The sequence below is a fragment of the Ectobacillus sp. OTK genome (assembly GCF_059698935.1).
The window spans coordinates 4870827-4892624 of record NZ_AP048547.1 but is presented as its reverse complement, the minus strand read 5'-3'; the positions used below and the strand labels follow the sequence as shown (position 1 = coordinate 4892624).

The 21798-nt window shown below is 41.7% G+C and carries 24 protein-coding genes; 17 read left to right on the top strand and 7 right to left on the bottom strand.

The genetic code is table 11. The annotated features are described in order from the left end of the window. Window positions 1-197: 197 nt before the first annotated feature. Entirely contained in the window at window positions 198-1268 is a 1071-nt protein-coding gene (locus tag AC6HZ4_RS24320) for an NAD(P)/FAD-dependent oxidoreductase (protein ID WP_497492412.1), read from the bottom strand. A 202-nt stretch (window positions 1269-1470) separates the two neighbouring features. On the opposite strand from AC6HZ4_RS24320, the gene AC6HZ4_RS24315 reads away from it, so the two are divergent. The 9 genes from AC6HZ4_RS24315 to AC6HZ4_RS24275 all read left to right on the top strand — a co-directional run bounded on the left by AC6HZ4_RS24315 (window position 1471) and on the right by AC6HZ4_RS24275 (window position 9974). Next, a complete protein-coding gene (locus AC6HZ4_RS24315) occupies window positions 1471-1710 on the top strand; it encodes a YuzB family protein (protein ID WP_497492411.1) in 240 nt (79 codons plus the stop codon). Window positions 1711-1877: 167 nt separating this feature from the next. Beyond that, window positions 1878-2732, top strand: coding sequence for a diaminopimelate epimerase (dapF, locus tag AC6HZ4_RS24310; protein ID WP_497492410.1), 855 nt, complete (start codon window positions 1878-1880; stop codon window positions 2730-2732). A gap of 86 nt (window positions 2733-2818) precedes the next feature. Continuing rightward, the gene (locus AC6HZ4_RS24305; RefSeq protein ID WP_497492409.1) at window positions 2819-3172 is read left to right on the top strand and encodes a HesB/IscA family protein; all 354 of its coding nucleotides are present in this window, start codon (window positions 2819-2821) and stop codon (window positions 3170-3172) included. A gap of 749 nt (window positions 3173-3921) precedes the next feature. After that, a complete protein-coding gene (locus tag AC6HZ4_RS24300) occupies window positions 3922-4149 on the top strand; it encodes a helix-turn-helix domain-containing protein (protein ID WP_497492408.1) in 228 nt (75 codons plus the stop codon). Between the two features lie 468 nt (window positions 4150-4617). Next, on the top strand, window positions 4618-4800 hold the full coding sequence (locus tag AC6HZ4_RS24295; RefSeq protein WP_497492406.1) for a YjcZ family sporulation protein: 183 nt from the start codon (window positions 4618-4620) through the stop codon (window positions 4798-4800). Window positions 4801-5292: 492 nt separating this feature from the next. Beyond that, window positions 5293-5700, top strand: coding sequence for a VOC family protein (locus AC6HZ4_RS24290; protein ID WP_497492405.1), 408 nt, complete (start codon window positions 5293-5295; stop codon window positions 5698-5700). A 153-nt stretch (window positions 5701-5853) separates the two neighbouring features. Next, window positions 5854-7605, top strand: coding sequence for an ABC transporter ATP-binding protein (locus AC6HZ4_RS24285; RefSeq protein ID WP_497492404.1), 1752 nt, complete (start codon window positions 5854-5856; stop codon window positions 7603-7605). Continuing rightward, window positions 7606-9390, top strand: a complete 1785-nt coding sequence (locus AC6HZ4_RS24280; RefSeq protein WP_497492403.1) for an ABC transporter ATP-binding protein — start codon at window positions 7606-7608, stop codon at window positions 9388-9390. Window positions 9391-9599: 209 nt separating this feature from the next. Next, on the top strand, window positions 9600-9974 hold the full coding sequence (locus AC6HZ4_RS24275; protein ID WP_497492402.1) for a hypothetical protein: 375 nt from the start codon (window positions 9600-9602) through the stop codon (window positions 9972-9974). Window positions 9975-10182: 208 nt separating this feature from the next. Here AC6HZ4_RS24275 and AC6HZ4_RS24270 read toward each other — a convergent pair whose 3' ends face one another. Both AC6HZ4_RS24270 and AC6HZ4_RS24265 read right to left on the bottom strand, forming a co-directional pair. After that, on the bottom strand, window positions 10183-11436 hold the full coding sequence (locus AC6HZ4_RS24270) for an MFS transporter (RefSeq protein ID WP_497492401.1): 1254 nt from the start codon (window positions 11434-11436) through the stop codon (window positions 10183-10185). Between the two features lie 411 nt (window positions 11437-11847). Continuing rightward, a complete protein-coding gene (locus AC6HZ4_RS24265) occupies window positions 11848-12837 on the bottom strand; it encodes an NAD(P)/FAD-dependent oxidoreductase (protein ID WP_497492400.1) in 990 nt (329 codons plus the stop codon). A 499-nt stretch (window positions 12838-13336) separates the two neighbouring features. Between AC6HZ4_RS24265 and AC6HZ4_RS24260 the strand changes: the two genes are divergently transcribed. The 4 genes from AC6HZ4_RS24260 (at window position 13337) to spsC (ending at window position 16354) form a co-directional block, all read left to right on the top strand. Next, window positions 13337-14545: an NAD(P)/FAD-dependent oxidoreductase gene (locus AC6HZ4_RS24260; RefSeq protein WP_497492399.1), complete on the top strand. Its 1209-nt coding sequence runs from the start codon at window positions 13337-13339 to the stop codon at window positions 14543-14545. Between the two features lie 124 nt (window positions 14546-14669). Further along, window positions 14670-15161, top strand: a complete 492-nt coding sequence (locus AC6HZ4_RS24255; RefSeq protein ID WP_497492398.1) for an NUDIX hydrolase — start codon at window positions 14670-14672, stop codon at window positions 15159-15161. 60 nt (window positions 15162-15221) lie between these two features. Beyond that, window positions 15222-15539 (top strand): YuiB family protein, encoded by a 318-nt coding sequence (locus tag AC6HZ4_RS24250; RefSeq protein ID WP_497492397.1) that lies wholly within the window; start codon window positions 15222-15224, stop codon window positions 15537-15539. Window positions 15540-15673: 134 nt separating this feature from the next. Next, window positions 15674-16354 (top strand): stationary phase survival protein SpsC, encoded by a 681-nt coding sequence (gene spsC / locus AC6HZ4_RS24245; RefSeq protein ID WP_497492396.1) that lies wholly within the window; start codon window positions 15674-15676, stop codon window positions 16352-16354. Between the two features lie 78 nt (window positions 16355-16432). On the opposite strand, the gene AC6HZ4_RS24240 is transcribed toward spsC, so the two are convergent. Further along, window positions 16433-16621: a Spo0E family sporulation regulatory protein-aspartic acid phosphatase gene (locus AC6HZ4_RS24240; RefSeq protein ID WP_497492395.1), complete on the bottom strand. Its 189-nt coding sequence runs from the start codon at window positions 16619-16621 to the stop codon at window positions 16433-16435. Between the two features lie 212 nt (window positions 16622-16833). On the opposite strand from AC6HZ4_RS24240, the gene AC6HZ4_RS24235 reads away from it, so the two are divergent. Beyond that, complete coding sequence (locus AC6HZ4_RS24235; RefSeq protein WP_497492394.1) at window positions 16834-17214, top strand: DUF309 domain-containing protein; 381 nt, start codon at window positions 16834-16836, stop codon at window positions 17212-17214. 62 nt (window positions 17215-17276) lie between these two features. Further along, entirely contained in the window at window positions 17277-18767 is a 1491-nt protein-coding gene (locus tag AC6HZ4_RS24230) for a leucyl aminopeptidase (protein ID WP_497492393.1), read from the top strand. 95 nt (window positions 18768-18862) lie between these two features. Here the strand turns inward: AC6HZ4_RS24230 and AC6HZ4_RS24225 are convergent, their stop codons facing one another. After that, window positions 18863-19441 carry a biotin transporter BioY gene (locus AC6HZ4_RS24225; RefSeq protein ID WP_497492392.1) on the bottom strand — a complete coding sequence of 193 codons (579 nt, stop codon included), beginning with the start codon at window positions 19439-19441 and terminating at the stop codon, window positions 18863-18865. Window positions 19442-19495: 54 nt separating this feature from the next. After that, window positions 19496-20248, bottom strand: a complete 753-nt coding sequence (locus AC6HZ4_RS24220) for a DUF3298 and DUF4163 domain-containing protein (protein WP_497492391.1) — start codon at window positions 20246-20248, stop codon at window positions 19496-19498. A 111-nt stretch (window positions 20249-20359) separates the two neighbouring features. Here AC6HZ4_RS24220 and AC6HZ4_RS24215 point away from each other — a divergent pair, with 111 nt between their 5' ends. Further along, on the top strand, window positions 20360-20740 hold the full coding sequence (locus tag AC6HZ4_RS24215; RefSeq protein WP_497492390.1) for a hotdog fold thioesterase: 381 nt from the start codon (window positions 20360-20362) through the stop codon (window positions 20738-20740). A 260-nt stretch (window positions 20741-21000) separates the two neighbouring features. Next, window positions 21001-21297, top strand: a complete 297-nt coding sequence (locus AC6HZ4_RS24210; protein ID WP_497492389.1) for a hypothetical protein — start codon at window positions 21001-21003, stop codon at window positions 21295-21297. A 250-nt stretch (window positions 21298-21547) separates the two neighbouring features. On the opposite strand, the gene AC6HZ4_RS24205 is transcribed toward AC6HZ4_RS24210, so the two are convergent. Further along, the gene (locus tag AC6HZ4_RS24205) at window positions 21548-21706 is read right to left on the bottom strand and encodes a hypothetical protein (RefSeq protein WP_497492388.1); all 159 of its coding nucleotides are present in this window, start codon (window positions 21704-21706) and stop codon (window positions 21548-21550) included. Window positions 21707-21798: the final 92 nt, after the last annotated feature.

The window sequence follows — 21798 nt, the reverse complement described above, 5'->3', positions numbered from 1 at the left end:
CGAAGACAGAGGCGTAGCTGCACTTGCACTTTATTCCTAAAGTTTCCTGCTGCGTCGAATTGGTTCCTAGCTGGAAGCTTATACTTTCTTAAAGTGTAAGAAAGCGGACCTGGTCCGCCTTACTCCCGAAGGGACAATGTCCCCATAAAAAATTATACTTTTTTAACCTTATAAAAAAGAGCGAGGACCTCGCTCTTTTATCCATTATGATATTTGTACATCCAAAGCAATCCGGATTTTAACAGACGCGGCACACGACCAATTAGTGTTTGATTAGCTAGTAAGCCGAATCCCCGTTTTTTACCGAGAGAGCCAAGCACACCCTTGAGCTTAATGATAGGCATTTCTTCAGGGAGCGGCTCATTCTTCCATCTCTTTTGCAGGACGCTGACAACCTGCTCAGCCTGTGCCTCCGCTAGCTGTGCGGACGGTGCATGGGCGGAATGCGCACAATCTCCAATTACATAAGCGTTCTCAAAGTTTGGTATATTATGGTATTTCGTTGTAAGAATCCGTCCCATGTTGTCTTTTTCTACTGGAAGCTGCTGTACAATGTGATGTGCTTGGATACCTGCTGTCCAGACAATTGCATCGCATGAAAGCGCTTCATCATGATTGTATACAATGCCCGGCTCTACCTTCGTAATGTTAGAGTTACGAATAATCGTTACATCGTGATCGATAAACCAATCTTCTACATAGTTGCTTAAACGCTCAGGGAACATAGAAAGGATGCGTGAACCGCGGTCGAATAAGTAAATCGTCAAATCCGATCTGCTTTCACGTAATTCGCTTGCAACCTCAACACCGCTTAGACCTGCGCCAACAATGCCGACTGTTGCGTTCGGTTTTAAATCGTTTAAATGCTGATACGTTTGTCTCGCTTTTTCAATGGATTGCAGGCTCAATGTGTGTTCTGGGGCACCGGGTACATTATGATATTTGTCCTCACAGCCGAGTCCAATCACAACGTCATCATACTGAATTTTTTCACCATTTTCCAGTTCTACAAAGCGATTTTCAAGGTCGATATGAACAACAGTACCATATTTTTTTGCTAAGCGTGGATGCTCTGGAAATGGCATACGAACGTGCGTATCTGAAATTGTTCCAGCTACAAGTGCATAGTATTCTGTTTTGAAGCAATGATATGGAACTTTGTCAATCAAGGTAATTTGGACATCGTCCGGAAGTAGATTGTTTGGAAGAAGACGTTGTAAAATTCTCATTCCACCGTATCCGCCACCGACAAGAACAAGGTGCTTCATGATGGATTCCCCTTTACTATAGAATGATTCCTTTTAAATGTAAAAATTTTATATCGAAAAAAACTTTTTTGTATCTTGCCCAACAAAATTATAACGAATTCATGAACAAATAACAATGAATATATAGGAAACTGAGAGAAAAACTAGAATGTTGACGAGAAAAATAAAAACTATTACAGTAGGGGGAGCGAGGTGAGAAGCAGTGATAAAGCCAATTATTGAGTTTTGCATCAGCAATCTGGCGAACGGGTCGCAAAAGGCGCTTGCGGTGCTAGAGAAGGATCCGAATCTAGATGTTATTGAGTATGGTTGTCTCGGCTATTGCGGCATTTGCTATGAAGGTCCGTATGCTTTAGTAAATGGAGATGTCGTGACAGGAGAGACACCGGACAAGCTCATTGAAAATATATATGAATATTTGGAAGAGAATCCAATGTTTTAAGCATGGCCTTATAGGCGATGCTTTTCTGTTTTAGGATAAAATAAAAAAGAAAAACCCTATCTAACGGGCTTTTCCTTTTATAATGAGAAACGGGGGATGTCTCTATTGTGCTCAAAAACATCTCGTCTTATACTTAGATAAATATATTTTTTGGAGTGGAATAAAATATGAATCAATTTTCCTTTACGAAAATGCATGGCCTCGGTAATAATTATATTTATGTGAATCTGTTTCAAGAGCATCTAGAAGAAGCGATGCTTCCTGAACTTGCCCGTCGAGTATCGGATGTGAATACCGGTATTGGATCGGACGGTATGATTTTAGTTTGTCCTTCGGAGAACGCACCGGTGAAAATGCGCATTTTTAACCGCGATGGTTCCGAGGCAAAAAGCTGCGGCAACGGCTTGCGCTGCGTAGCAAAGTATGCGTACGAGCATAATTTGGTAGAGGATACGGTATTTGCAATTGATACGTTATCCGGACTGGTACACGCGGAGGTAACGGTTCAGGAAGGAAAGGTAACACTTGTTACGATTGATATGGGGCAGCCGCGCTTAACAAGAAGCGAAATCCCGATGCTTGGAGAAGGAGAAACGCCGTTTATTATAGAAGAGTTTTTATATGAAAATAACCGTTACGAGCTGACAGCAGTTTCAATGGGAAATCCGCACGGTGTTATTTTCGTGGATCGTATTGAAGATGCACCGCTTACGACGCTCGGGCCGGTATTAGAAAAGCATGAAATGTTCCCGGATAGTGTAAACGTAGAATTTGTTGAGATTGTAAATGAGAAAGAAATGAATTTTCGCGTATGGGAGCGCGGTTCCGGTGTAACGCAGGCGTGTGGTACGGGCGCGTGCGCTGCGGTAGTTGCGGCTGTGTTAAACGGCAAAATGGAAAAAGGAATGGAAACGATCGTTCATCTGGCAGGAGGAGATTTGTTCATCACCTGGACAGAGGATGGTACTGTTTTAATGAAAGGTCCTGCCGAAACGATTTGCAGCGGCATATATTATTACTAAAATTCTACCAGTAATCAACAAATCTCTCTGTTTGAGGGGAGATATGTCTAAAGGGTATAATAGGGCAAGAAAGGAAGGTGTTATACGTGATTGTTGTAACAGAACAGGCAGCATATCAAATTCAAGAGATGATCAAGGAGGCTGGAGAAGGAGAGCAATATGTACGTCTTGCAGTAAAGGGCGGCGGTTGCAGCGGTCTTTCCTACGGCTTAGGCTTCGAGAAGGATGCGAACGAGCAGGATGAAGTTCTTGATTTTCATGGTGTGAAATTTCTTATCGATAAACAGGATGCTCCGATTTTACAGGGAGTAAAAATCGATTACAAGCAATCCATGCTTGGCGGCGGCTTTACCATCGATAATCCGAACGCGATCGCAACATGCGGCTGCGGCTCCTCGTTCCGCACAGCGGCAAACGCGGGAACGCCAGAGCAGTGCTAGTGCTAAGGAATCCCAATAAATCAACGCTTTCTTACAGCGAGATATGATTGGTCGATCTTTTTCGTAGACAAGTAGCGCATAGGTGCGGCGTAGGAGTGAGGGCAGTAAAGAGCGTCCACAATCTGCGCATCAAGTGGTCACGATTCTATACTCGATCTTGGAATGCGCTTATAAGGGTTGATAATAACGACCTTCTTAACGGTGAATGATGAAATTCATTCGTTAGGGAGGTTTTTTATTGGCTCTTAAGCGTAAGAAGAAGCGAGCTGAATATGCTGCGCGAAGATTGGAAGCTATGTGAAAATTGAAGGAGGCACAGGCGGCAGAAATGCACATAGTAACATTTAAATGCTTGTCAATATTGCATAGTTTGGGTATGATGTAGGTAGCACAATACATTGTCAGTAAGATGATTAGTATTAACCGTTGGAGGAAAGAGTCATTACGCTGCACGTGTATAAAGGTCAAGGTCAAGAAGCTTCTTAGTGTGATTCGTCGCTGCCTGCGAGGACATTATGCCTTCAAAAGGCTGTATCTGTATTGGCAAACTCTGAATTGCCTGTCTGGTAATCAAGGCAAGGATGTTGAATGTTACTTACTATCATGTGCATTAGATACTTTTTTGGGTTCTAAAAGAGTTAAATGTGAGTGCTTTTTGTAAAGAAAGTTTATAAAAAATTTGCTTTTGTAATCATTTTTACACACCATAGTGTTTCATTTTGTAATATACTATACGTTGGTGATTGAAAGTGGAAAGACAGGATGAATTGTTAGTTCAAATTGGAAATACGATCAAAAATGAGAGGCTGCGAAAGGGACTTTCCCAGGCTGAGCTTGCGGAACGGGCTGATCTTCATAAAAACTTCATCGGTATGATCGAACGGGGACAGCGCAGTACAACCATCTCTTCTCTGCGGAAAATATGTCTAGCTTTAGGGATTAGTTTAACGGAATTTTTTCATTATTTGAATGTATAATCGAAGTATAAAACAGATGCCATCCCGTTGCTCAATGATTTACCCGCAGCCGAATGAAATTGAGGGACGGTAAAAAAGGATTGATAAGCACATGCTATCAGTCCTTTTTTTATGGCTAAGAAAGTATAGCTTTTGCGAGCAAAAACGGACCGCTTCCGCTTTTCGGTGCCTGGCTCCCTCAGCCTGCTCCCATCCGTAAAATAACCTTCCCTACATAAAAGCAAACAGCGCCTTTAGTGGTGTGAAGAATACATGGAAAGTTTCTACGAATAAGCTTCGCCGAACCACACGTTTTGTGTACGGGTTGTTTTGCTATGGGAGCAAAACAGGCTGTGGGGGCTTTTCTTTGTATAAGCCTGTTTTTGTTTTTCGCCCACCCCATGTCCCCTTAAGATGAATAGTATACATCGAGTCCATTAGCTTTAGGAAATGATTTCTGAGGCTTGTAACATAAAAGGGGGAAGACAGATGAGTGAAAATGGCGTACAAGGAGCGCATGACAAAGACTGCGACCATGGTCATGGACATAGACATGGGCATTTCGGTCATGGATTTGCGTTAATTGTGGTCCTATTTGTTCTGTTAATTATTGTTGGTGCAAGCTGGGGCAGCGGCGGCGGCTATGGCTACGGCTATGGCTACGGCTATTAGTAAACTGTAAAAAAATATATGCTCACAAGGAATCCTCTCTTGAATGGGAGGGTTCTTTTTATGTTTTAAGAATTTATAAATTTTCAGCTGGAAGATCTCTGCCCACCGAGGAAAAAGCGCCCCACAAGCAGAGAACCGTCTCCTTCACACGATTGAAGTAGCGGTACTCTTTCGGTCAAATCTCATAGAATAAACCTTCCCTGAATAGAAATAAATTTGGTAAGGTTTTTATAAAAAATGTACTTTTATATCAAATATATAGACAATTAAGTATAGAGAGCTATAATAGGAGTTAAGTCTCGTTTTTCCATTTTTTTGAAATGTTTGTTTTTGTGGAAGTTAAATTTATTAGAGAAATAGAGTAAGGGGATGGGAAACTGAAAGATAAACGTCTGGGAACTCGCAGATTGAAGGAAGAGTAAACAGAGGTGTTTGGGAACATCCCAGCCATTTGTCTTACTATTGAAAAATATACATAAGGGAGAGATTTCAATGATTAAACGAATCGGTCATCTTGCGCTTACTGTGGAAGACATGGAGAGATCCTTGCATTTTTATTGCAATATTCTTCGTTTTCAAAGAGCCTTTGATATTAAGGATGACAATAACAATCCGTGGATTGAGTACATCAAAGTATGTGATGGGCAGTTTATTGAGCTGTTTTACGGAGGGAAAAATAGATCTGAGCCCATGCAGGATCAAGTTGGCTTTAACCATTTATGCTTGGAGGTTGAAGATATTTATAAAATTGCTGATCATCTAAAATCTCATGGTTTAACGTTGGATGTTGAGCCTATGCGGGGAAAGGACAACAATTATCAATGCTGGGTCCGTGATCCGGACGGTAATCGTATTGAGTTTATGCAGCTTGATCCAAGTTCTCCACATATGAATTGTTAGATTTAGGTTATGTATAAGAGGTGCAGGTGAATACACTACATCATATGTTTTAAAAGGCTGTTATTCAAACAACTCATTGCTGAGTTGTTTGATTTATGAAGAGGCAAAAAAAGCGCCTATTCAACATGGCAACAGGAGCAAGGAGGGATTGGAATGGAGAGCATACGTTGGATATGGGGTTATATGAGAAGGTATAAGGTTCGGTTTATGTTTGGAATGTGTCTTGCCCTAAGTGTGACTTTTTTAAATCTATTAAACCCGTATTTCTCAGGGAGAATTGTCGATGATGTCATTAAGGGGGATCGAAGTGATTTACTTTGGAAGCTGTTAGGCTTTATGGTTGTGGTAACTATATGCAAAACAGTAATCCGTTATTGCTACCAAATGCTGTTTGAAACAGTATCGCAAAGCGTTGTATTTGTAATTCGTCAAGAGATGTACGACAAATTGAATCGACTAGACTTCAATTTTTTTGATAAGACGAAAACAGGCGATATAATGGCTAGGATGACAGGCGATATGGAAGCAGTCAGACATTTCACCGCCTGGGTAATGTATATGATTTTCGAGAATAGTATGATGCTATTGTTAGCTATTTGCTTCATGTTTTATATTCATCCGCCGCTTGCGCTCGTACTGCTAACAGTTACGCCTGTTATCGGGTATGTTGCGTATCGATTAAGCACGGATGTGCAGCCGACATTTTCAGCTATTCGTGAGCAGTTTTCAAGATTAAACTCTGTTGTACAGGAGAATATAAGCGGCAACCGAGTTGTGAAGGCTTTTGGAAAGGAAGATTACGAGATTAAAAAGTTTTCGGTGCAAAACGGAGACTTTAAAGAAAAAAATTTGATATCATCTAGAATTTGGAGCAAATATTTGCCTGTTCTTGACTCTTTAGCAGGTATGCTGCTCGTTCTTATGATTTTCGCAGGAGGAACGATGGTGATCCGCGGATCACTTACAATCGGAGAGCTTGTCACATTCAACTCCTTGCTTTGGGCACTAAACAATCCGATGCGTATGGCAGGTTGGCTTGCTAATGATATCCAGCGTTTTATCGCTTCTGCCCGAAAAATTCAAACATTATTACAGACAGAGCCTGAAATCGTAAACAGCCCGCAGGCGAAAGCACCCCAGAATTCGCATGGGTATGTTTCCTTTTCTAACGTTAGCTTTCGTTATGAAGATGAGAAGGTATTAGAGGGTGTTTCCTTTCATGTAAAACCAGGCCAGACAGTTGGCATTATAGGGCCTACTGGTTCAGGGAAATCGACACTTATGAGCCTACTTTGCCGGTTTTACGATGTAACAGATGGAGGGATTTTTGTAAACGGTGTCAATGTAAAGGAATGGGATGTGCGTAAATTAAGAGAAAATATGGCGCTTGTCATGCAGGATGTTTTTTTATTTTCGGATACAATTGAGGGGAATATTTCCTATGGGATCCCTGATGCTTCTATAGAAGCTGTTCAGGCGGCAGCAAAGAAGGCGGAGGTACATGAATTTATTTCCCGGCTTCCCGATGGCTATGATACGATTATCGGCGAACGGGGAGTTGGCCTTTCGGGAGGACAGAGACAGCGCATTGCACTTGCGAGAGCTATTTTAAAGGATGCACCGTTTCTGATTTTAGATGATACAACATCCGCAGTAGATATGGAGACGGAGCTTCGTATTCAAAGAACCTTAAAGGCTGTGTTCCAAAATAAAATCTGTTTTACGATTGCGCACCGGATTTCCTCCGTAAAGGATGCCGATTTCATTCTCGTTATGGAAAATGGCAGGATTACGGAACAAGGCACACATGAAGAATTGCTGTGCAAACAAGGCTACTACTACAAGGTATATCAAAACCAATTCGGTAATTTTGACAGTTACGTTTCCAACGAAGGAGTGGTGTAGATGGCTCGTAATAAATTTGATGTCGATGAGGAGCTGGATACCCCGTTTCAATGGGCGCATTTCAAGCGGATGCTTCGCTATATTCAACCATATAGAAAGCAAGTTGTATTTGCGGTTCTTCTCATGCTGGCGGCAAGTGGTGCCAATTTAATCGGTCCGTACTTAATGAAGCATGCGATTGACCAGGAGATTCCAAATGGAAATGTGAAGGGGCTTGCTTTGTTGGCGGGGATTTATTTGCTTGCTATTGTGATAACAGGACTATGTATGAGGTTTAGAATTCGGATTATGTCTGAGCTTGGGCAGAACGTGATCTACAACATTCGAAAAGATTTGTTTACCCGCTTACAGGAGCTTTCCTTTTCCTATTATGACAGTAGACCGCACGGGAAAATTTTAGTCCGGGTTGTTAACTATGTGAATTCCTTGAGTGATTTACTTTCAAACGGAATTATTAACCTTATTGCCGATTTGTTTAGCCTGCTTGTGATTGTTGGTTTTATGCTGGCGATCGATGTGAAGCTGACGCTCTATGCAATGGCAGGTTTTCCAATTTTGGCAGCTGTTGTGTTTGTCATTAAAAATGCACAGCGTAAAAGCTGGCAGCAGCTAAGCAATAAGCAATCCAATATGAATGCTTATATTCATGAGAGCTTAAATGGGATAAAGGTAACGCAGGCGTTTGTAAGAGAAGAGGAAAACATGCGAATTTTTCTTGATGTTTCAAACAGCTATAGAGGAAGCTGGATGAAGGCTGTTTCTATTCAATTTTTACTTTGGCCGGCTATCGAAAATATCTCTGTTTTAACTGTTTCCTTTGTCTATATTATGGGAATTCAGTCTATGGGACAGGGAGAGGTTACATTAGGAGCGCTCGTTGCCTTTGTCGGGTACATTTGGATGTTCTGGATGCCCCTTGCGAATATCGGAAACTTTTACAATGCGATCATTAATGCAATGGCCTATTTAGAACGGATTTTTGAGACGATGGATGAACAGCCGGAAGTAACAGATGTTCCAGATGCCGCAGAGCTTCCGACTATTAAGGGAGATGTAGAGTTTGAGGATGTTGTGTTCGGATATGAAGATACTGCCATCCTGGATCGCACAAGCCTCCGAGTTAGTGCCGGTGATACCATTGCGCTTGTCGGGGCGACTGGGTCCGGAAAAACGACGATTGTTAGCTTAATCAGCCGCTTTTATGATGTGAAAAGCGGTGCTGTGAAGATTGACGGGATGGATATTAGTAAGGTAAAGCTAGCCTCGCTTAGAAGACAGATGGGTGTTATGCTGCAGGATCCTTTTATTTTTTCGGGCACAATTATGGATAATATTCGGTATGGCCGTTTGAATGCAACAGATAAAGAGGTCATCGCGGCAGCGAAGGCAGTTCGGGCACATGAATTTATAATCGGTTTACAAAGCGGCTATCATACCGAGGTGAACGAGCGTGGAACAAGGCTATCCGCAGGACAACGCCAGCTCATTTCGTTTGCACGCGCTTTATTAGCTGATCCCCGCATTTTGATTTTGGATGAAGCAACATCGAGCATTGATACAGAAACAGAGCTTGCTTTGCAAAAAGGTTTGGAGAAGCTGTTAAAGGGGAGAACATCTTTTATTATTGCGCATCGGCTCTCTACGATTCAAAATGCGACGCGTATTTTATGCATTGAAGCAGGTAGAATTGTCGAGGAAGGTACACACGAGCAGCTCATGGAAAAGAAGGGGCATTACTGGAAGCTGCATCAATCGCAGCATACGTCGTTAATTGATGTATTCTAATTTTAGTTATTTACGTGCTGCAAGCAGGGAGACGCATGGGGGACACATAAGTTCAATCGGGAATAAGCTGATATGTTTATTATGGCGAAAGAGAAGGCAGATTCTGGGGAAAGAATTTGTCTTCTTTGCATGCTTAAAGAGTTTATAAATTTCCAGAAGGAATTTGAAAATCACATTTCGAATATGTACAGAAATAGAGGGGGAAGGCCATGATTCAGGATATGAATGCGGCTGTTGCACCAACCTTGCCGCCGTGGGTATGGGTCTGTTATTATTTTTGTATTGCAATTGGTTTAGCGCTCACGGTGATGCATTTGCTGACAGGCAGCAGCCATCCGCGTGAGAGAATGTTCAATTTGTTTAATCTAGTATTTCTGTTGTCTGTTCCAATCATATTTCTTGTAAATTCTATTGGACAAACTGGTACCGAGTATGACAATTTCTTAACCGCGCTGCAGAAAAATGAGAGCTGGGCGTTATTTGTTGTGTGCGGGTATGTGTATGTGTTCATACGTACGGGCATTATTGTGAAAAAGCTCTGGCGTCAACATAAACAGAAGAATGGAAGAAAATTGACGTTATAGAAGTAACGATGGGAGCAGGACATATACAACCTACAACAAAAGCATCGGCTCAGCCGATGCTTTTGTTGTTCCACTTTAAGAAAGCATAAATTCCCAGCTAGAAGCTCATTCGACGCAGTAGGAAATTTTAGGAACAAAGTGTAAGGGCAACTACGCCTCTGTCTTCGCCTAACGGCTCGCCAATCGGCGAGTTTTCTTTATAGAAAGATTAATCGAATGTCCGTACAGTCGGCACGCGAAGTGCGACGAATAGAACAAACAAAATAAGGGCAATTGCACCAGTTTTCATAATCGTTAGGACGGATAGGCCGAGTGCTAAAAGAAGAGATGCTCCTGCATACGATACAGGAATAAGTCCCATCGACGATAGCATAAGCAGGCTCATCACCCGTCCCATCATATCCTCGTGCACAGTGGACTGAATGACGCTCATAAGCGGAATTGCTGCCATAGCAAGCGTTACACCGAATATGACCGCAGCAAGCAGCGCCTGCCAGAGAGTGGTGCTGTAATTAAGTAGTAAAAAGGAGATTCCTGCTAAAAAGAGCATGATGATACAAAACCAACCTCGTCGCTTTTGAATGTTTAAAATAGCAACTAGAATAGCTCCAATTGCCATACCTCCCCCAGCAGATCCCTCTAAATAGCTAAAATGCAGGGAGTCACCGTGCAGGACAGTTTTCACGAAAATCGGGAAGCCAATTTGCATAGGTCCAATCAGAAAGAAATTTAAGAAGGCACTGCAAATCAACAGAGTTGTTAGAAAAGAGGACTGCTTTACATACAGAATCCCTTCTTTAATAGAAGTAAGCATGTCTTTATCGTGCTGCTCCTCTCCCTTTTGTGTCTCCATCCGAATGTATTGTACAAGAACAGCTGAGATGACAAGCATGACAATTGTAATAATGAAAATTGTTTCATAGTTACCAACCTTAATAATTACGCCAGCCAGCATCGGTCCGAGAATGAGTGACGACTGATTTGTCATTTGCGTAATAGAGTTTGCTTGCGTTAGCTTGTCCTTTTCTACCAGCTCCGGCAAAATAGAGCCGTCTGCTGACCAGAAAAAAGCATCCGCCAATCCGAAAAATAGGGCAAACAGAATGAATGTATACAAGGTAATGTGACCGAAAAGCAGCCAGACAAGAATAGACCCTACAAGAAGGGCACGAATAAGATTTGAAAAAAACATGATGTTTTTCTTTGGAAACTTGTCAGCCACTGCACCGCCGACAATCATAAAAATCAGACGCGGCACACTTGACGCAACGAAAACAATTCCAAGAGATGCTTCTAAATCAAGTGTTTTGACGATATACCACGTTTGGGAAAACATAAAAAAGGCAAGCGCAAAGCTAGAAAATAGTGTAGCCGCCCATAAGTATAAGAAGTTTGCATTCCGAAACAGCGAAGTGCTAGGCAACGGAACAGAGAGCTTTTGATTTTGCTGTAATTCTTCCATAGTATTTCCTCGCTTTTAAAAGGTGACGTGCTTTACATCTAGATTCCATTGTAGACAGAAAAACAAATGTTTTACAATGTATTTTAAAAAATATAAGATATTATGCAGTTTTATATAAAAAGGCCTGAAGTACATAATGTACAACAGGCTTTTTAAAAGATAAGAAAGCATAACTGTTTAGCTCCCACGGTCTGCTCCCTTCCGAAAAATAACCTTCCCCAGTGTATTGGAAAAAAGCGCCTCGATGTGCGGGAAACTGCCTCCTTCGGGAGCAGGGCGGACTGTGTCCGCTTGTCTTACACTTTAAGAGAATATAAATATCCAGCTAGGAGACCATTCGGAGTAATGGGGATTTTAGGAATAAAGTATAAGGGCATCTGCGTCTCTGTCTTCGCCTAATGGCTCGCCAATCTAGAACATGCTGGAGCTGTGGAGCGGTTGGATTTTCGCTTTCGGGTCAATGTATGCTTTTGCATTATTAACTGCTGTTGGTGCTTCACCGAAGCCGCAAGCAATCAGTTTTACTTTTCCTTCGTACGTACAAATATCGCCAGCTGCATAAATGCCAGGAATGTTTGTTTCCATTTTTGAGTTAACGACAATGCTGTTTTTTGCGATAGAAAGACCCCAATCTTTAATTGGACCTAAGGAGGAAACGAAGCCGTAGTTCACGATTACATCATCTACATCAATGGTGATTTTTTCTTCTGTTTGTACGTGCTGAATGACAACCTGCTTAATGGTGTCGCTGCCAATTAATTCAACAGGAACATATGGTGTTTTTACAGTTGCGCGGGAATTCATTAGACTCTTGACACTGTGTTCATGTGCACGGAATTTATCACGGCGGTGCACAATCGTTACTTGCTCTGCAATTGGCTCAAGCATAAGTGTCCAGTCTACTGCGGAATCGCCGCCTCCGAACACAATAACCTTTTTGCCGGCAAATTTATTCATGTCATCTACAAAATAGTGCAGGTTTTTCTTTTCATATTGTAACGCACTCTCGAGCTCTAGACGGCGAGGCTGGAATGCGCCATTTCCCGCTGTGATAATAACAGTCTTGGAATAGTGTGTTTTTTTATTTGTAACAAGCTTGAAAACCCCATCTTCTCGTTTTTCTAATGTTTGTACAGATTCCTCAAGACAAACAGTCGGTTCAAATTTGCTCATTTGCTCCTTTAAATTATTTATAAGCTCCTGCGCGCGAATTTTGGGAAATCCAGCTACGTCATAGATGTATTTCTCTGGATAGAGCGCAGACAGCTGACCGCCGAGCTGAGGCAAGCTTTCGATAATTTTTACGCTGGCTTGCCTCATGCCGCCGTAAAACGCAGTGAACAATCCCGCAGGACCTCCGCCGATAATGGTAATATCGTATACATTTTCATTTCCTGACATTGTTTACGCCCCCATCGTTATGTACTCAAATCAGATTTTATGTACAGTTTAAGCAAAAGGTACCGCACCTTTTACATAAAAATCCAGGTGCTCATAAAAAATGATATCATATTTCTTATAAAAAATCTTAGCTAAAGATAAGAAAAGCTCTCGCGGTCTGCAGTTTGTAACGGTGGTTATTTTGAGGAGAGGCTAGACACTGCCTCAAAAAGGAGTGCATATCTTTAAATTAAAGGAGAAATATCCACTTGCATATATTTGTAGGGAGGGGAAAATCATCACAAGCAGGCAGGAAGAAGAGAAATGGCTATTGTATACAGGATATGCTTGAAAAATGAAAAAAAAACGACTAATATAGGATAGAATATAGTAGTTTTTATGACAAATTTCTAACAAATTATTATTTTCTCTTGTGAGAGATTCCACAAAAAGCGGCAATTATATATATGCCGTACTCCTTCAATTTTTCATTTATATTATAAAGAGGGTTGTGATTAGGGTGAGAAAGCCAAAAATCGTTGTTTTAGGTGCGGGCTACGGCGGGATGATTACTACTGTGCGCCTGCAAAAATTGTTATCGGTAAATGAAGCCGAAATTACACTTGTTAATAATAACAGCTATCATTATCAAACAACTTGGTTGCATGAAAATGCAGCTGGTACGTTGCATCATGATAAAACTCGTTTAAATATTAAAGATGTGATCGATACAAGCAAAGTAAATTTTGTATTAGATACAGTGACAGAAATCCGTGGAAAAGAAAAACGCGTTATTTTGAAAAATGGTGAGCTTGAGTACGATTATCTTGTAGTCGGTTTAGGCTTTGAGTCCGAAACATTCGGCATCAAGGGCTTAAAGGAGCACGCATTCTCCATTGCAAACATTAATGGCGCGCGTCAAATCCGCGATCATATTGAATACATGTTCTCTCGCTATGCAACTGAAAAACGCGACGAGCTATTAACAATTGTTGTCGGCGGTGCGGGCTTTACAGGTATCGAGTTCGTAGCAGAATTAGCAAACCGTGTACCTGAGCTTGTACATGAGTATGACCTTCCTCGTGAAAAAGTGCGCATACTTTGTGTAGAGGCTGCACCAACTGCGCTTCCTGGATTCGATCCTGAGCTTGTTGAATACGCGGTGAAATTCCTTGAGAAAAAAGGCGTAGAATTCCGCATTGGTACAGCAATCAAAGAAGCAACTGAAACAGGCATCATTGTCGGCAAGGATGACAAAATTGAGGAAATTAAAGCTGAAACAGTAGTATGGGCTGCTGGTGTTCGCGGTAACTCTCTTGTAGAAGAATCCGGCTTTGAAGCAATGCGCGGCCGCATTAAGGTAGACGAATTTTTACGAGCTCCTGGTCATGACGATGTATTTATCGTGGGAGATGCAGCGCTTATTTTCAATCCAGAAAACGATCGTCCATATCCGCCAACTGCACAAATCGCAATCCAAGAGGGCTACAATCTAGCAAAAAACTTAGCAGTTCTTGTTCGCGGCAAAGGTGAACTTGAGCCGTTTAAATTTGACAATAAAGGTTCTGTATGTTCCTTAGGTCATGATGACGGCATTGGTGTTGTATTTGGTAAAAAGCTAACTGGCTGGCAGGCTGCCTTCATGAAGAAGATTATCGACAACCGCTACTTATTCTTGCTTGGCGGACCATTATTGGTATTGAAAAAAGGAAAGTTAAACTTCTTTTAATACATGAAAGAGCAGAAGCAGCGTGAGTTGTTTTTGCTCTTTTCTTTATAAGGTAAAAAGTACAGCCTTTGGGCCGTGTTCGCTTTTCTTGAGTCCATTTTTTACATACGAGGGGAGGGTAGGCATGGGAAAAAGAAATCATGTGTGGCTGGCTGTAAGCGGTCTCGTTGTGACGAAGGATGGACGATGGCTTGTCGTGAAAAAGAGATACGGCGGGCTAAAAGGGACGTGGTCAATTCCGGCCGGATTTGTCGATCCTGGTGAAACAGTTGATGAGGCAGTGCTGCGAGAGGTGCAGGAAGAAACGGGGATTGCTGCCGAGGTTGTCGGTGTGATTGGCATTCGCTCTGGTGTTATTCGGGAAGAAATTAGTGACAATATGATTATGTTTTTACTCAAGCCGCTCCATGAACAGATTGTGACCGAAGAGAAGGAGTTATACGAGGCGGCCTTCATGCATCCGGATGAGCTGCGCTTTGATGAAAACGCTTCAGTTTTAGTCCGCTATTTATTAGATGCAAAACCGCGTCCCGTAATGGAAATAGACAAATCGGTGAATCCGGGTGACCATTTCGGGTATACGGCATACCATTTATTTTTGCAGCGTGGAAATTGACGATTTCAAAAGCCGTCAAGTACACTAGAAAGAGAAGGAATGGGAGAAGGGGAGACAGGTATGAGTATACCAGTTTTACTAATTTCAATGCTGTTGTTTTTTGTGTTATTCTTTGGAATTGGTTTTCTGTTAAATATGATTTTACGGGCTACATGGGTGATGGTCATTGTGTATCCGCTCGTTTGTATATTGATTATCGATAAAGTAAGCGTGTTTGAGTATTTTAAAAGCCCGTCTGCTTCCTTGCTCGCATTAAAGACACATATACTTGCCCTTGGTCAAGCGGATATGATTATTTTAACGACAGGATTGATTGGTGCAGCATTATCAGGTGTAACGATTCGTATGCTCCGCCAACGAGGCTATCAAATGTTCTGAACCTCCCGATATGGGGGGTTTTTTTATGCTTTAAGAAAGTATAGGTTTCCAGTTAAGAAGCCATGTAACGCAATGGGAGTTTGCTGCAGGACCAACCCAGGCTGTGTCCGCTTTTCTTTGTATAAAGTAGTGTCATGTTGGTTAACACTAAGCATGAAGGAGTGTTGAGAACAAGCATGACCATATTTAGACGATTTGTTATTCGCATAGTTATGACATGTTTATTTTGTGCGGCCTTTTTTGTTACGTTCCAAGCGTTTTCCGGTGTTACTGTCTCTGATTTAGAAGAGTGGTATAGAAATCGGACAGCGGCCGATGCTGTTGTCGCGCAGCCTCCAGCGTATACAGCGGCGGAGCTTAATAAACAACCGAAAGAAACGCTCGAGCAGGAGATGGAGCGATCCAATTATTATTCAATTACAGTAACGGCAACTGGATATACGGCAGGAGTGGAATCCACAGGGAAGGATGCAAATCATCCATCCTACGGTATTACGTATTCGGGTGTGCGAGTTAAAAGAGATTTATACTCTACTATCGCTGCAGATTTAAAGGTATTTCCGATAGGCACCATTTTGTTTATTCCAGGCTACGGCTATGGTGTAGTAGCAGATAAGGGAGGGGCCATAAAGGGAAATTCCATTGACCTGTACTATGATACTGTACAGGATGTATATAAGCAGTGGGGCAAACGGAATGTTAAGATATACGTGGTAAAGGTAGGGAATGGAACGTTAACAGAAGAAGAGTTAAAGCGTTTGAACGAAAATGAGACGATGCAAGTATTTCGGCAGCAATATCGAAAGCAAAAATAGTCTAGAGCAGCTTTGTTCTAGACTATTTTTATGAACATTTTTCCTAAAATAAAGAGCCGCTTGCAAGGGCGGCTTGTTTTATTGATATAGTGAATATTGGGATTTTCGATTCTGTGTTTGTTTTTGATATTGTAAGATGAGCTTGTCTAATATTTGACTGATTCTGACCGTTTCAGCGTGCATTAGCCCCTTTTGTATAGCGGCTTCATGCATTTCTATACGTATCCGTTCTATTTCATTCATCAACATGCATAATGCTTCATTCATAAGCAGCCCTCATTCGCGTTTGAAGTAGAGGATTGTTCCTTTGTAATATAACGTTAACATAAGAGCAGAGTGTATCGCAAGTATCATTTTACAAACGGTTACAAATTAGTAATCGATTCCTATTTGAGATGTATTCTTCAATATTTTATTTCGGTTTTTCTGATAAAATTGTATACGAATGATGAACGGAAATAGTAGGTGGAGGATGAGCGATGGCGGATTATCCAATGGAGTACTACGAGTTTTTCATTGCATATAATGAGGGAGATTACTATACATGTCATGATTTGCTGGAGGCAGTATGGCTGACGGAGCGTGATAACTATTTTTTAAAGGGACTACTGCAAATGAGTGTTGCTTTGTATCATTACAGTTATGGAAATGTAAAGGGAGCCCGGCTCATGATGCAGACTGCACATAGCTATTTACAGCCGTACCGTCCGCTTTATTGGTCGCTTGATGTAGAGAAGGTATACTCATTTATCGAAGAATGCTTACACATTATGCCAGCTAATATAGAGAATGTACCCTTTGAGAAAGCAAATGCGCTTCCCATGCTTCCGCAATTGCTTTTGTATATGGAGGAGCATTGAAGTTCTCATTTTTAGTTAAATAGGATTATAATGGAAGAGAAGTTGAGATGGAGGTGTGGATTATGTTTCAAACACAAGAGCAGCTCAGCAGCTATGAAGCAGTTGTTGTCGCTGTATTCGAAGGTGACGATACGAGCTCATTCATCAAGGATATTGATGATTCGTTAGATGGACATATTACAACTTTATTAGAAGAAGGTGAGATTTCTGCCAAGAAAAAAGCAGTATCAAAGGTATATACATTAGGAAAAACAAATGTAAAACGCTATTACTTTGTTGGTCTTGGCAAAAAAGAGGCGTATACAACAGAGGTGCTGCGTCATTCTTTCGTTCGGTTGTTCAAAACGTTGAAAAGCGTAAGCCTAAAGAATCTGTCTGTACTGCTGGACTCATTTGCAGCCGGGGATATTACAGCACTTGATGCAGCTCATATTTTGGCGGAAGCATACTGCCTTGGTACATATCATATTGAAACGTATAAAACGAAGCAAAGAGAAAAGAAAATCTTTGATGCGGTTACTGTGATTACAAAGGAAGAACGATCAGAGGTACAGGCAGCACTTACAGTTGGCTACACGTATGGGCGTGCAACGAATTCCGCGCGTACGCTTGTGAATATGCCGCCAAACAAGCTGACGGCTGTAGAGCTTGCTGATTATGCGATTGAGCTTGCAAAGAGATACAATCTGGAATATAAAGTTCTTGAAAAAGCTGACTTAGAGGAGATGGGAGCGGGTGCACTGCTTGCAGTCAATCAAGGGTCTGTAAATCCTCCGAAAATGGTTGCGCTTCTTTATAAAGGGAAAGAAGAATGGACGGACGTCATTGGTTTTGTCGGAAAAGGGATTACGTATGATACGGGCGGATATTCCTTAAAGCCGCGCGAAAGCATGGTCGGTATGAAGGGTGATATGGGGGGAGCAGCTTCTGTGCTTGGCGCTATGGAAATTATCGGTGAGCTGCGTCCAGAGCAAAATATTGCGGCAGTCATTCCAATTACAGATAATATGGTGAGCGGAACCGCTTTTAAGCCCGATGATGTGATTACCTCACTTAGCGGAAAAACGATAGAGGTCCTAAATACAGATGCGGAAGGCAGGCTTGCATTAGCCGATGGCATCACGTATGTAAAGCAATTAGGTGCGAACTACTTAGTGGATGTGGCAACTTTAACGGGAGGTATCATTGTCGCACTCGGTAATCAGACAACAGGTGCTATGACAAACGATGAAGCGTTTTATGAGCAAGTACTTGAAGCTGCGCTGGAAACCGATGAGGCAATTTGGAGACTGCCCATTTTTGAGCGTGACAAGGAGCGCGTCCGCAACAGCAAACTTGCTGATTTAAATAATTCACCTGGCCGCGACGGCCATGCTATTATGGCGGGAGCGTTTCTTGGCGAGTTTGCCGAAGACACGCCCTGGGTGCATCTTGATATCGCGGGAACATCTGATACAAAAAACGATCATGATTTAGGTCCTGCAGGCGCAACGGGAGTGATGGTCCGTACGTTGGCGACGCTTGTAGAGCGTTTTGGGCAGAAGGAGGAGTGAGAGACGGGAGATAAACAATGTCTCAAAGAAATGCTTTCTTAATCCTATAAAAAACAGGACGCGTCTTAATGATGCGTCCTGTTTTATGCATTTAGTTAAGCAGATTGCTTGCGTCCAACGATCGTCGAACGGGAGACAGCACGATATAGACGCGGGGCAATCACCGCTCCTAGTACTGTAAACGCCAAATCCTTTACCATAAACCAAGTCATGATTTTCCAAGCGGCTGCATAGCCAAGCTTGCCGTTTGAAACGAAGAACATATAGTTCGTTCCAATGACATAAATTAGAACAATCCCGACTAAGGAAGCGATAAGAAACGTTCCAAACCCTGGAGATTTTTTAAGTTCTACAATTTTACCAGCTGCATAGGCTGCTGTGATATAAGAGAAGATAAATCCACCTGTCGGTCCGAACACAACCCCGAAGCCAGCAGCAAATTTTGCGAATATTGGTACACCAGCTGCTCCTACAAGCATATATACAAGCAGGGAAAAAGCACCGAGACGGCTGCCGAGTAAAAGACCTGCTAAAATTGCAAAAAATGGACCCATAGAAAGAGGGACGCCTGCCACCTGTAAAAATGGAGCCCAGGATGTAATATTTGCGCCAATTGCCATTAACGCAACAAACATTGCTGCCAATGTTAAGTCTACCGTGCGAAATTTACGCATTCTAATGTTAACCTCCTGATATTTCGAGTTAACATTATCGTAGCGACAAAGGTTTTACTTGTCAATCAAAATTTTTCGATAATTTGGTTTTAAATCGTTTTGCAGCAGCGTGTAAGGGATTCGGAATGTTGGAATTCCGCTCGCATACGGCGCAATTTCATAGAGTGGATAATATAATACAATATGCTCTGGTTCGAGAAAAAACTTGAATGATGTTGCTTTATCTATAAGTGCTGCCGCATCTGGAAAGAACTTGCTGCTGTCTTGTTCAATTTGCCGTTTGGCTTCTTGTTTGATTGTCTCCATAAATTTGCTGTCCTGCTGGAATAAATCTGCAAGCGAGATTTCTTTCTCTTTATCTATATCAAAGGTATTTGCTTTCCATTCGTACATGCCATGTGCTCCGCCGGTGTATTGGTAGTAGCTAATATATAAGCTTAAAAGCGGTGCCTTGTTCAAGGTAATCTTATAGTCGACATGAGCAACGTACGGATGCAGTGTTGTTGGATTTTGTTGGGCTTCATCATAATACTTCTTTGCTTCCGCTTGGAGCTTCTTTTTAAAGGAAAGAATGTTTGTTTCATAGTAAGAGTTCAGTTTCTTCTCAAAGCCTTTATTTTTGATATGGTCAAACGTAGGGATATTGAGCTGATAATGAAAGTAATCTGTTTTTCCTTCTTGCTTTTTTGTTCCTACTTCTACATTTTTCTCTTCTTGTGAGCTTGCAGGCTGATATGCAAATACGTATTCTGGTACAATATTGGTACAGAAATACAATGCTAATGCAAGGTACCATAATTTTTTCACAGACGTAGCCTCCTTTTCTGATTACAATGGTAGTTTTCAGTAAAACAGCAGGATTTATACATAATTTGGCAGTGAGGCGATCGAGAGCTTCGATATGGAAAGGAGAACAGTATGAAGCATACATTAATTGATTTACTGGGAATTAAGGTGGTGGAGATAAATGAGGAAAAGGCGATTGCGACGATGCCGGTAGATGAGCGGACGCATCAGCCATTTGGTTATTTACATGGAGGTGCATCGTTGGTGCTTGCTGAAACAGTAGCGAGCATGGGCACCTATCATCTAATCGATAAGGAACGAGAGCTTTGCTTTGGTCTTGAAATTAATGCAAATCATATACGTTCAAAGCAAAGCGGGACCGTGACTGCAATTGGAACACCGCTTCATAAGGGGAAAACGACAATGGTGTGGGACGTGAGGATTGTAGATGAAGATGAACAGCTCATTTGTGTATCACGTTGTACGGTAGCGGTGAAGGAAAAGCGCAGTTAATGGATAAAAATTTTTACAAAAAAGAGATATTGTTTACATTATTTTGAATATATTGTAAAATATAATTAATAACAGCATACAGGATTCAAAGGGGAGTAGCTTCAGGGGAAATGCCCTGAAACAAAGTCGTCATGACGTGAATAGTTGGATTCACCGGCTTTGTTGACATGAAAACTATGTCTTGCAAGACCTTTGCCGCTATCGGCAAAGGTCTTTTTGATGTCTTTGGACATACTCGACAAAGGGAAGGAGAAGTACTGATGAAGAAAACAAAAAAAATTATGCTCGGCGTAACAGCAGTACTGGGAGGAACATTGGCTGGATGCGGGGAAGAAGAACTGCCGCCTAAGCCAGAAGATCCATATTGCGCCAAGTACGAATATGACTATGGTGATGATGAGTGGGAGTGTGATGACCCCGCTTCCCGTCATTATCGTTATTTTTATGTTGGTAACACAGCGTATCCGGATACGGATGAATATAAAAGCAAAAAATCATCCATTTCGAAAGGAAAGGCAACGAGCGGCTTTGGGGGAAGTAAGGCAAGCGGTTCTTAAGTAAATATCAGATGCAACGAGCTTTTGAAGTGCAGCGCCGGGCAGGATGGATCAAATGGACATTGTTGCGCATGAAATTCAGGCTGATGTCTCTATGATTACTAATGATCAGCTTTTTCGGTTGTTTTTTCAATATAGAGTGAGTGTATCCATACAAAAAGAAAAGCTGCTAAGGTTGATACAAGTCGCACTTTAGCAGCTTTTCTACAAAAAGTATAGCTTTTAGGATATTGCCTAGCATACGTACTTTTTAGTCCATATTGATCATATCAAGGCGAACGCGGTCAATCAGCTTTCGATCCGCTGTTATTCGATCATCCACTTCATTACCCTGCGGATCCTCAATGCGGGCAATTCGTTCTGTTGCTTCGATGGAGCGTGTTTCCTTATCTTGTTGTTTTCGATCCATTTTCCTATCTCCTTTTTACTTCGATGTCTTGTTAGTATGCACAGGAAAATAAGAATATATGGAGTTTTTGCAGCTGGAGTATGAAAAACAAA

Bases quoted from the DNA above. Each gene is read 5' to 3' on its own strand.
- AC6HZ4_RS24320 (WP_497492412.1), bottom strand. From the start codon at position 1,268: ATGAAGCACCTTGTTCTTGTCGGTGGCGGATACGGTGGAATGAGAATT.
- dapF (WP_497492410.1), top strand. From the start codon at position 1,878: ATGAATCAATTTTCCTTTACGAAAATGCATGGCCTCGGTAATAATTAT.
- AC6HZ4_RS24295 (WP_497492406.1), top strand. From the start codon at position 4,618: ATGAGTGAAAATGGCGTACAAGGAGCGCATGACAAAGACTGCGACCAT.
- AC6HZ4_RS24290 (WP_497492405.1), top strand. From the start codon at position 5,293: ATGATTAAACGAATCGGTCATCTTGCGCTTACTGTGGAAGACATGGAG.
- AC6HZ4_RS24285 (WP_497492404.1), top strand. From the start codon at position 5,854: ATGGAGAGCATACGTTGGATATGGGGTTATATGAGAAGGTATAAGGTT.
- AC6HZ4_RS24280 (WP_497492403.1), top strand. From the start codon at position 7,606: ATGGCTCGTAATAAATTTGATGTCGATGAGGAGCTGGATACCCCGTTT.
- AC6HZ4_RS24275 (WP_497492402.1), top strand. From the start codon at position 9,600: ATGATTCAGGATATGAATGCGGCTGTTGCACCAACCTTGCCGCCGTGG.
- AC6HZ4_RS24270 (WP_497492401.1), bottom strand. From the start codon at position 11,436: ATGGAAGAATTACAGCAAAATCAAAAGCTCTCTGTTCCGTTGCCTAGC.
- AC6HZ4_RS24265 (WP_497492400.1), bottom strand. From the start codon at position 12,837: ATGTCAGGAAATGAAAATGTATACGATATTACCATTATCGGCGGAGGT.
- AC6HZ4_RS24255 (WP_497492398.1), top strand. From the start codon at position 14,670: ATGGGAAAAAGAAATCATGTGTGGCTGGCTGTAAGCGGTCTCGTTGTG.
- AC6HZ4_RS24250 (WP_497492397.1), top strand. From the start codon at position 15,222: ATGAGTATACCAGTTTTACTAATTTCAATGCTGTTGTTTTTTGTGTTA.
- spsC (WP_497492396.1), top strand. From the start codon at position 15,674: ATGTTGGTTAACACTAAGCATGAAGGAGTGTTGAGAACAAGCATGACC.
- AC6HZ4_RS24240 (WP_497492395.1), bottom strand. From the start codon at position 16,621: ATGAATGAAGCATTATGCATGTTGATGAATGAAATAGAACGGATACGT.
- AC6HZ4_RS24235 (WP_497492394.1), top strand. From the start codon at position 16,834: ATGGCGGATTATCCAATGGAGTACTACGAGTTTTTCATTGCATATAAT.
- AC6HZ4_RS24230 (WP_497492393.1), top strand. From the start codon at position 17,277: ATGTTTCAAACACAAGAGCAGCTCAGCAGCTATGAAGCAGTTGTTGTC.
- AC6HZ4_RS24225 (WP_497492392.1), bottom strand. From the start codon at position 19,441: ATGCGTAAATTTCGCACGGTAGACTTAACATTGGCAGCAATGTTTGTT.
- AC6HZ4_RS24215 (WP_497492390.1), top strand. From the start codon at position 20,360: ATGAAGCATACATTAATTGATTTACTGGGAATTAAGGTGGTGGAGATA.
- AC6HZ4_RS24210 (WP_497492389.1), top strand. From the start codon at position 21,001: ATGAAGAAAACAAAAAAAATTATGCTCGGCGTAACAGCAGTACTGGGA.
- AC6HZ4_RS24205 (WP_497492388.1), bottom strand. From the start codon at position 21,706: ATGGATCGAAAACAACAAGATAAGGAAACACGCTCCATCGAAGCAACA.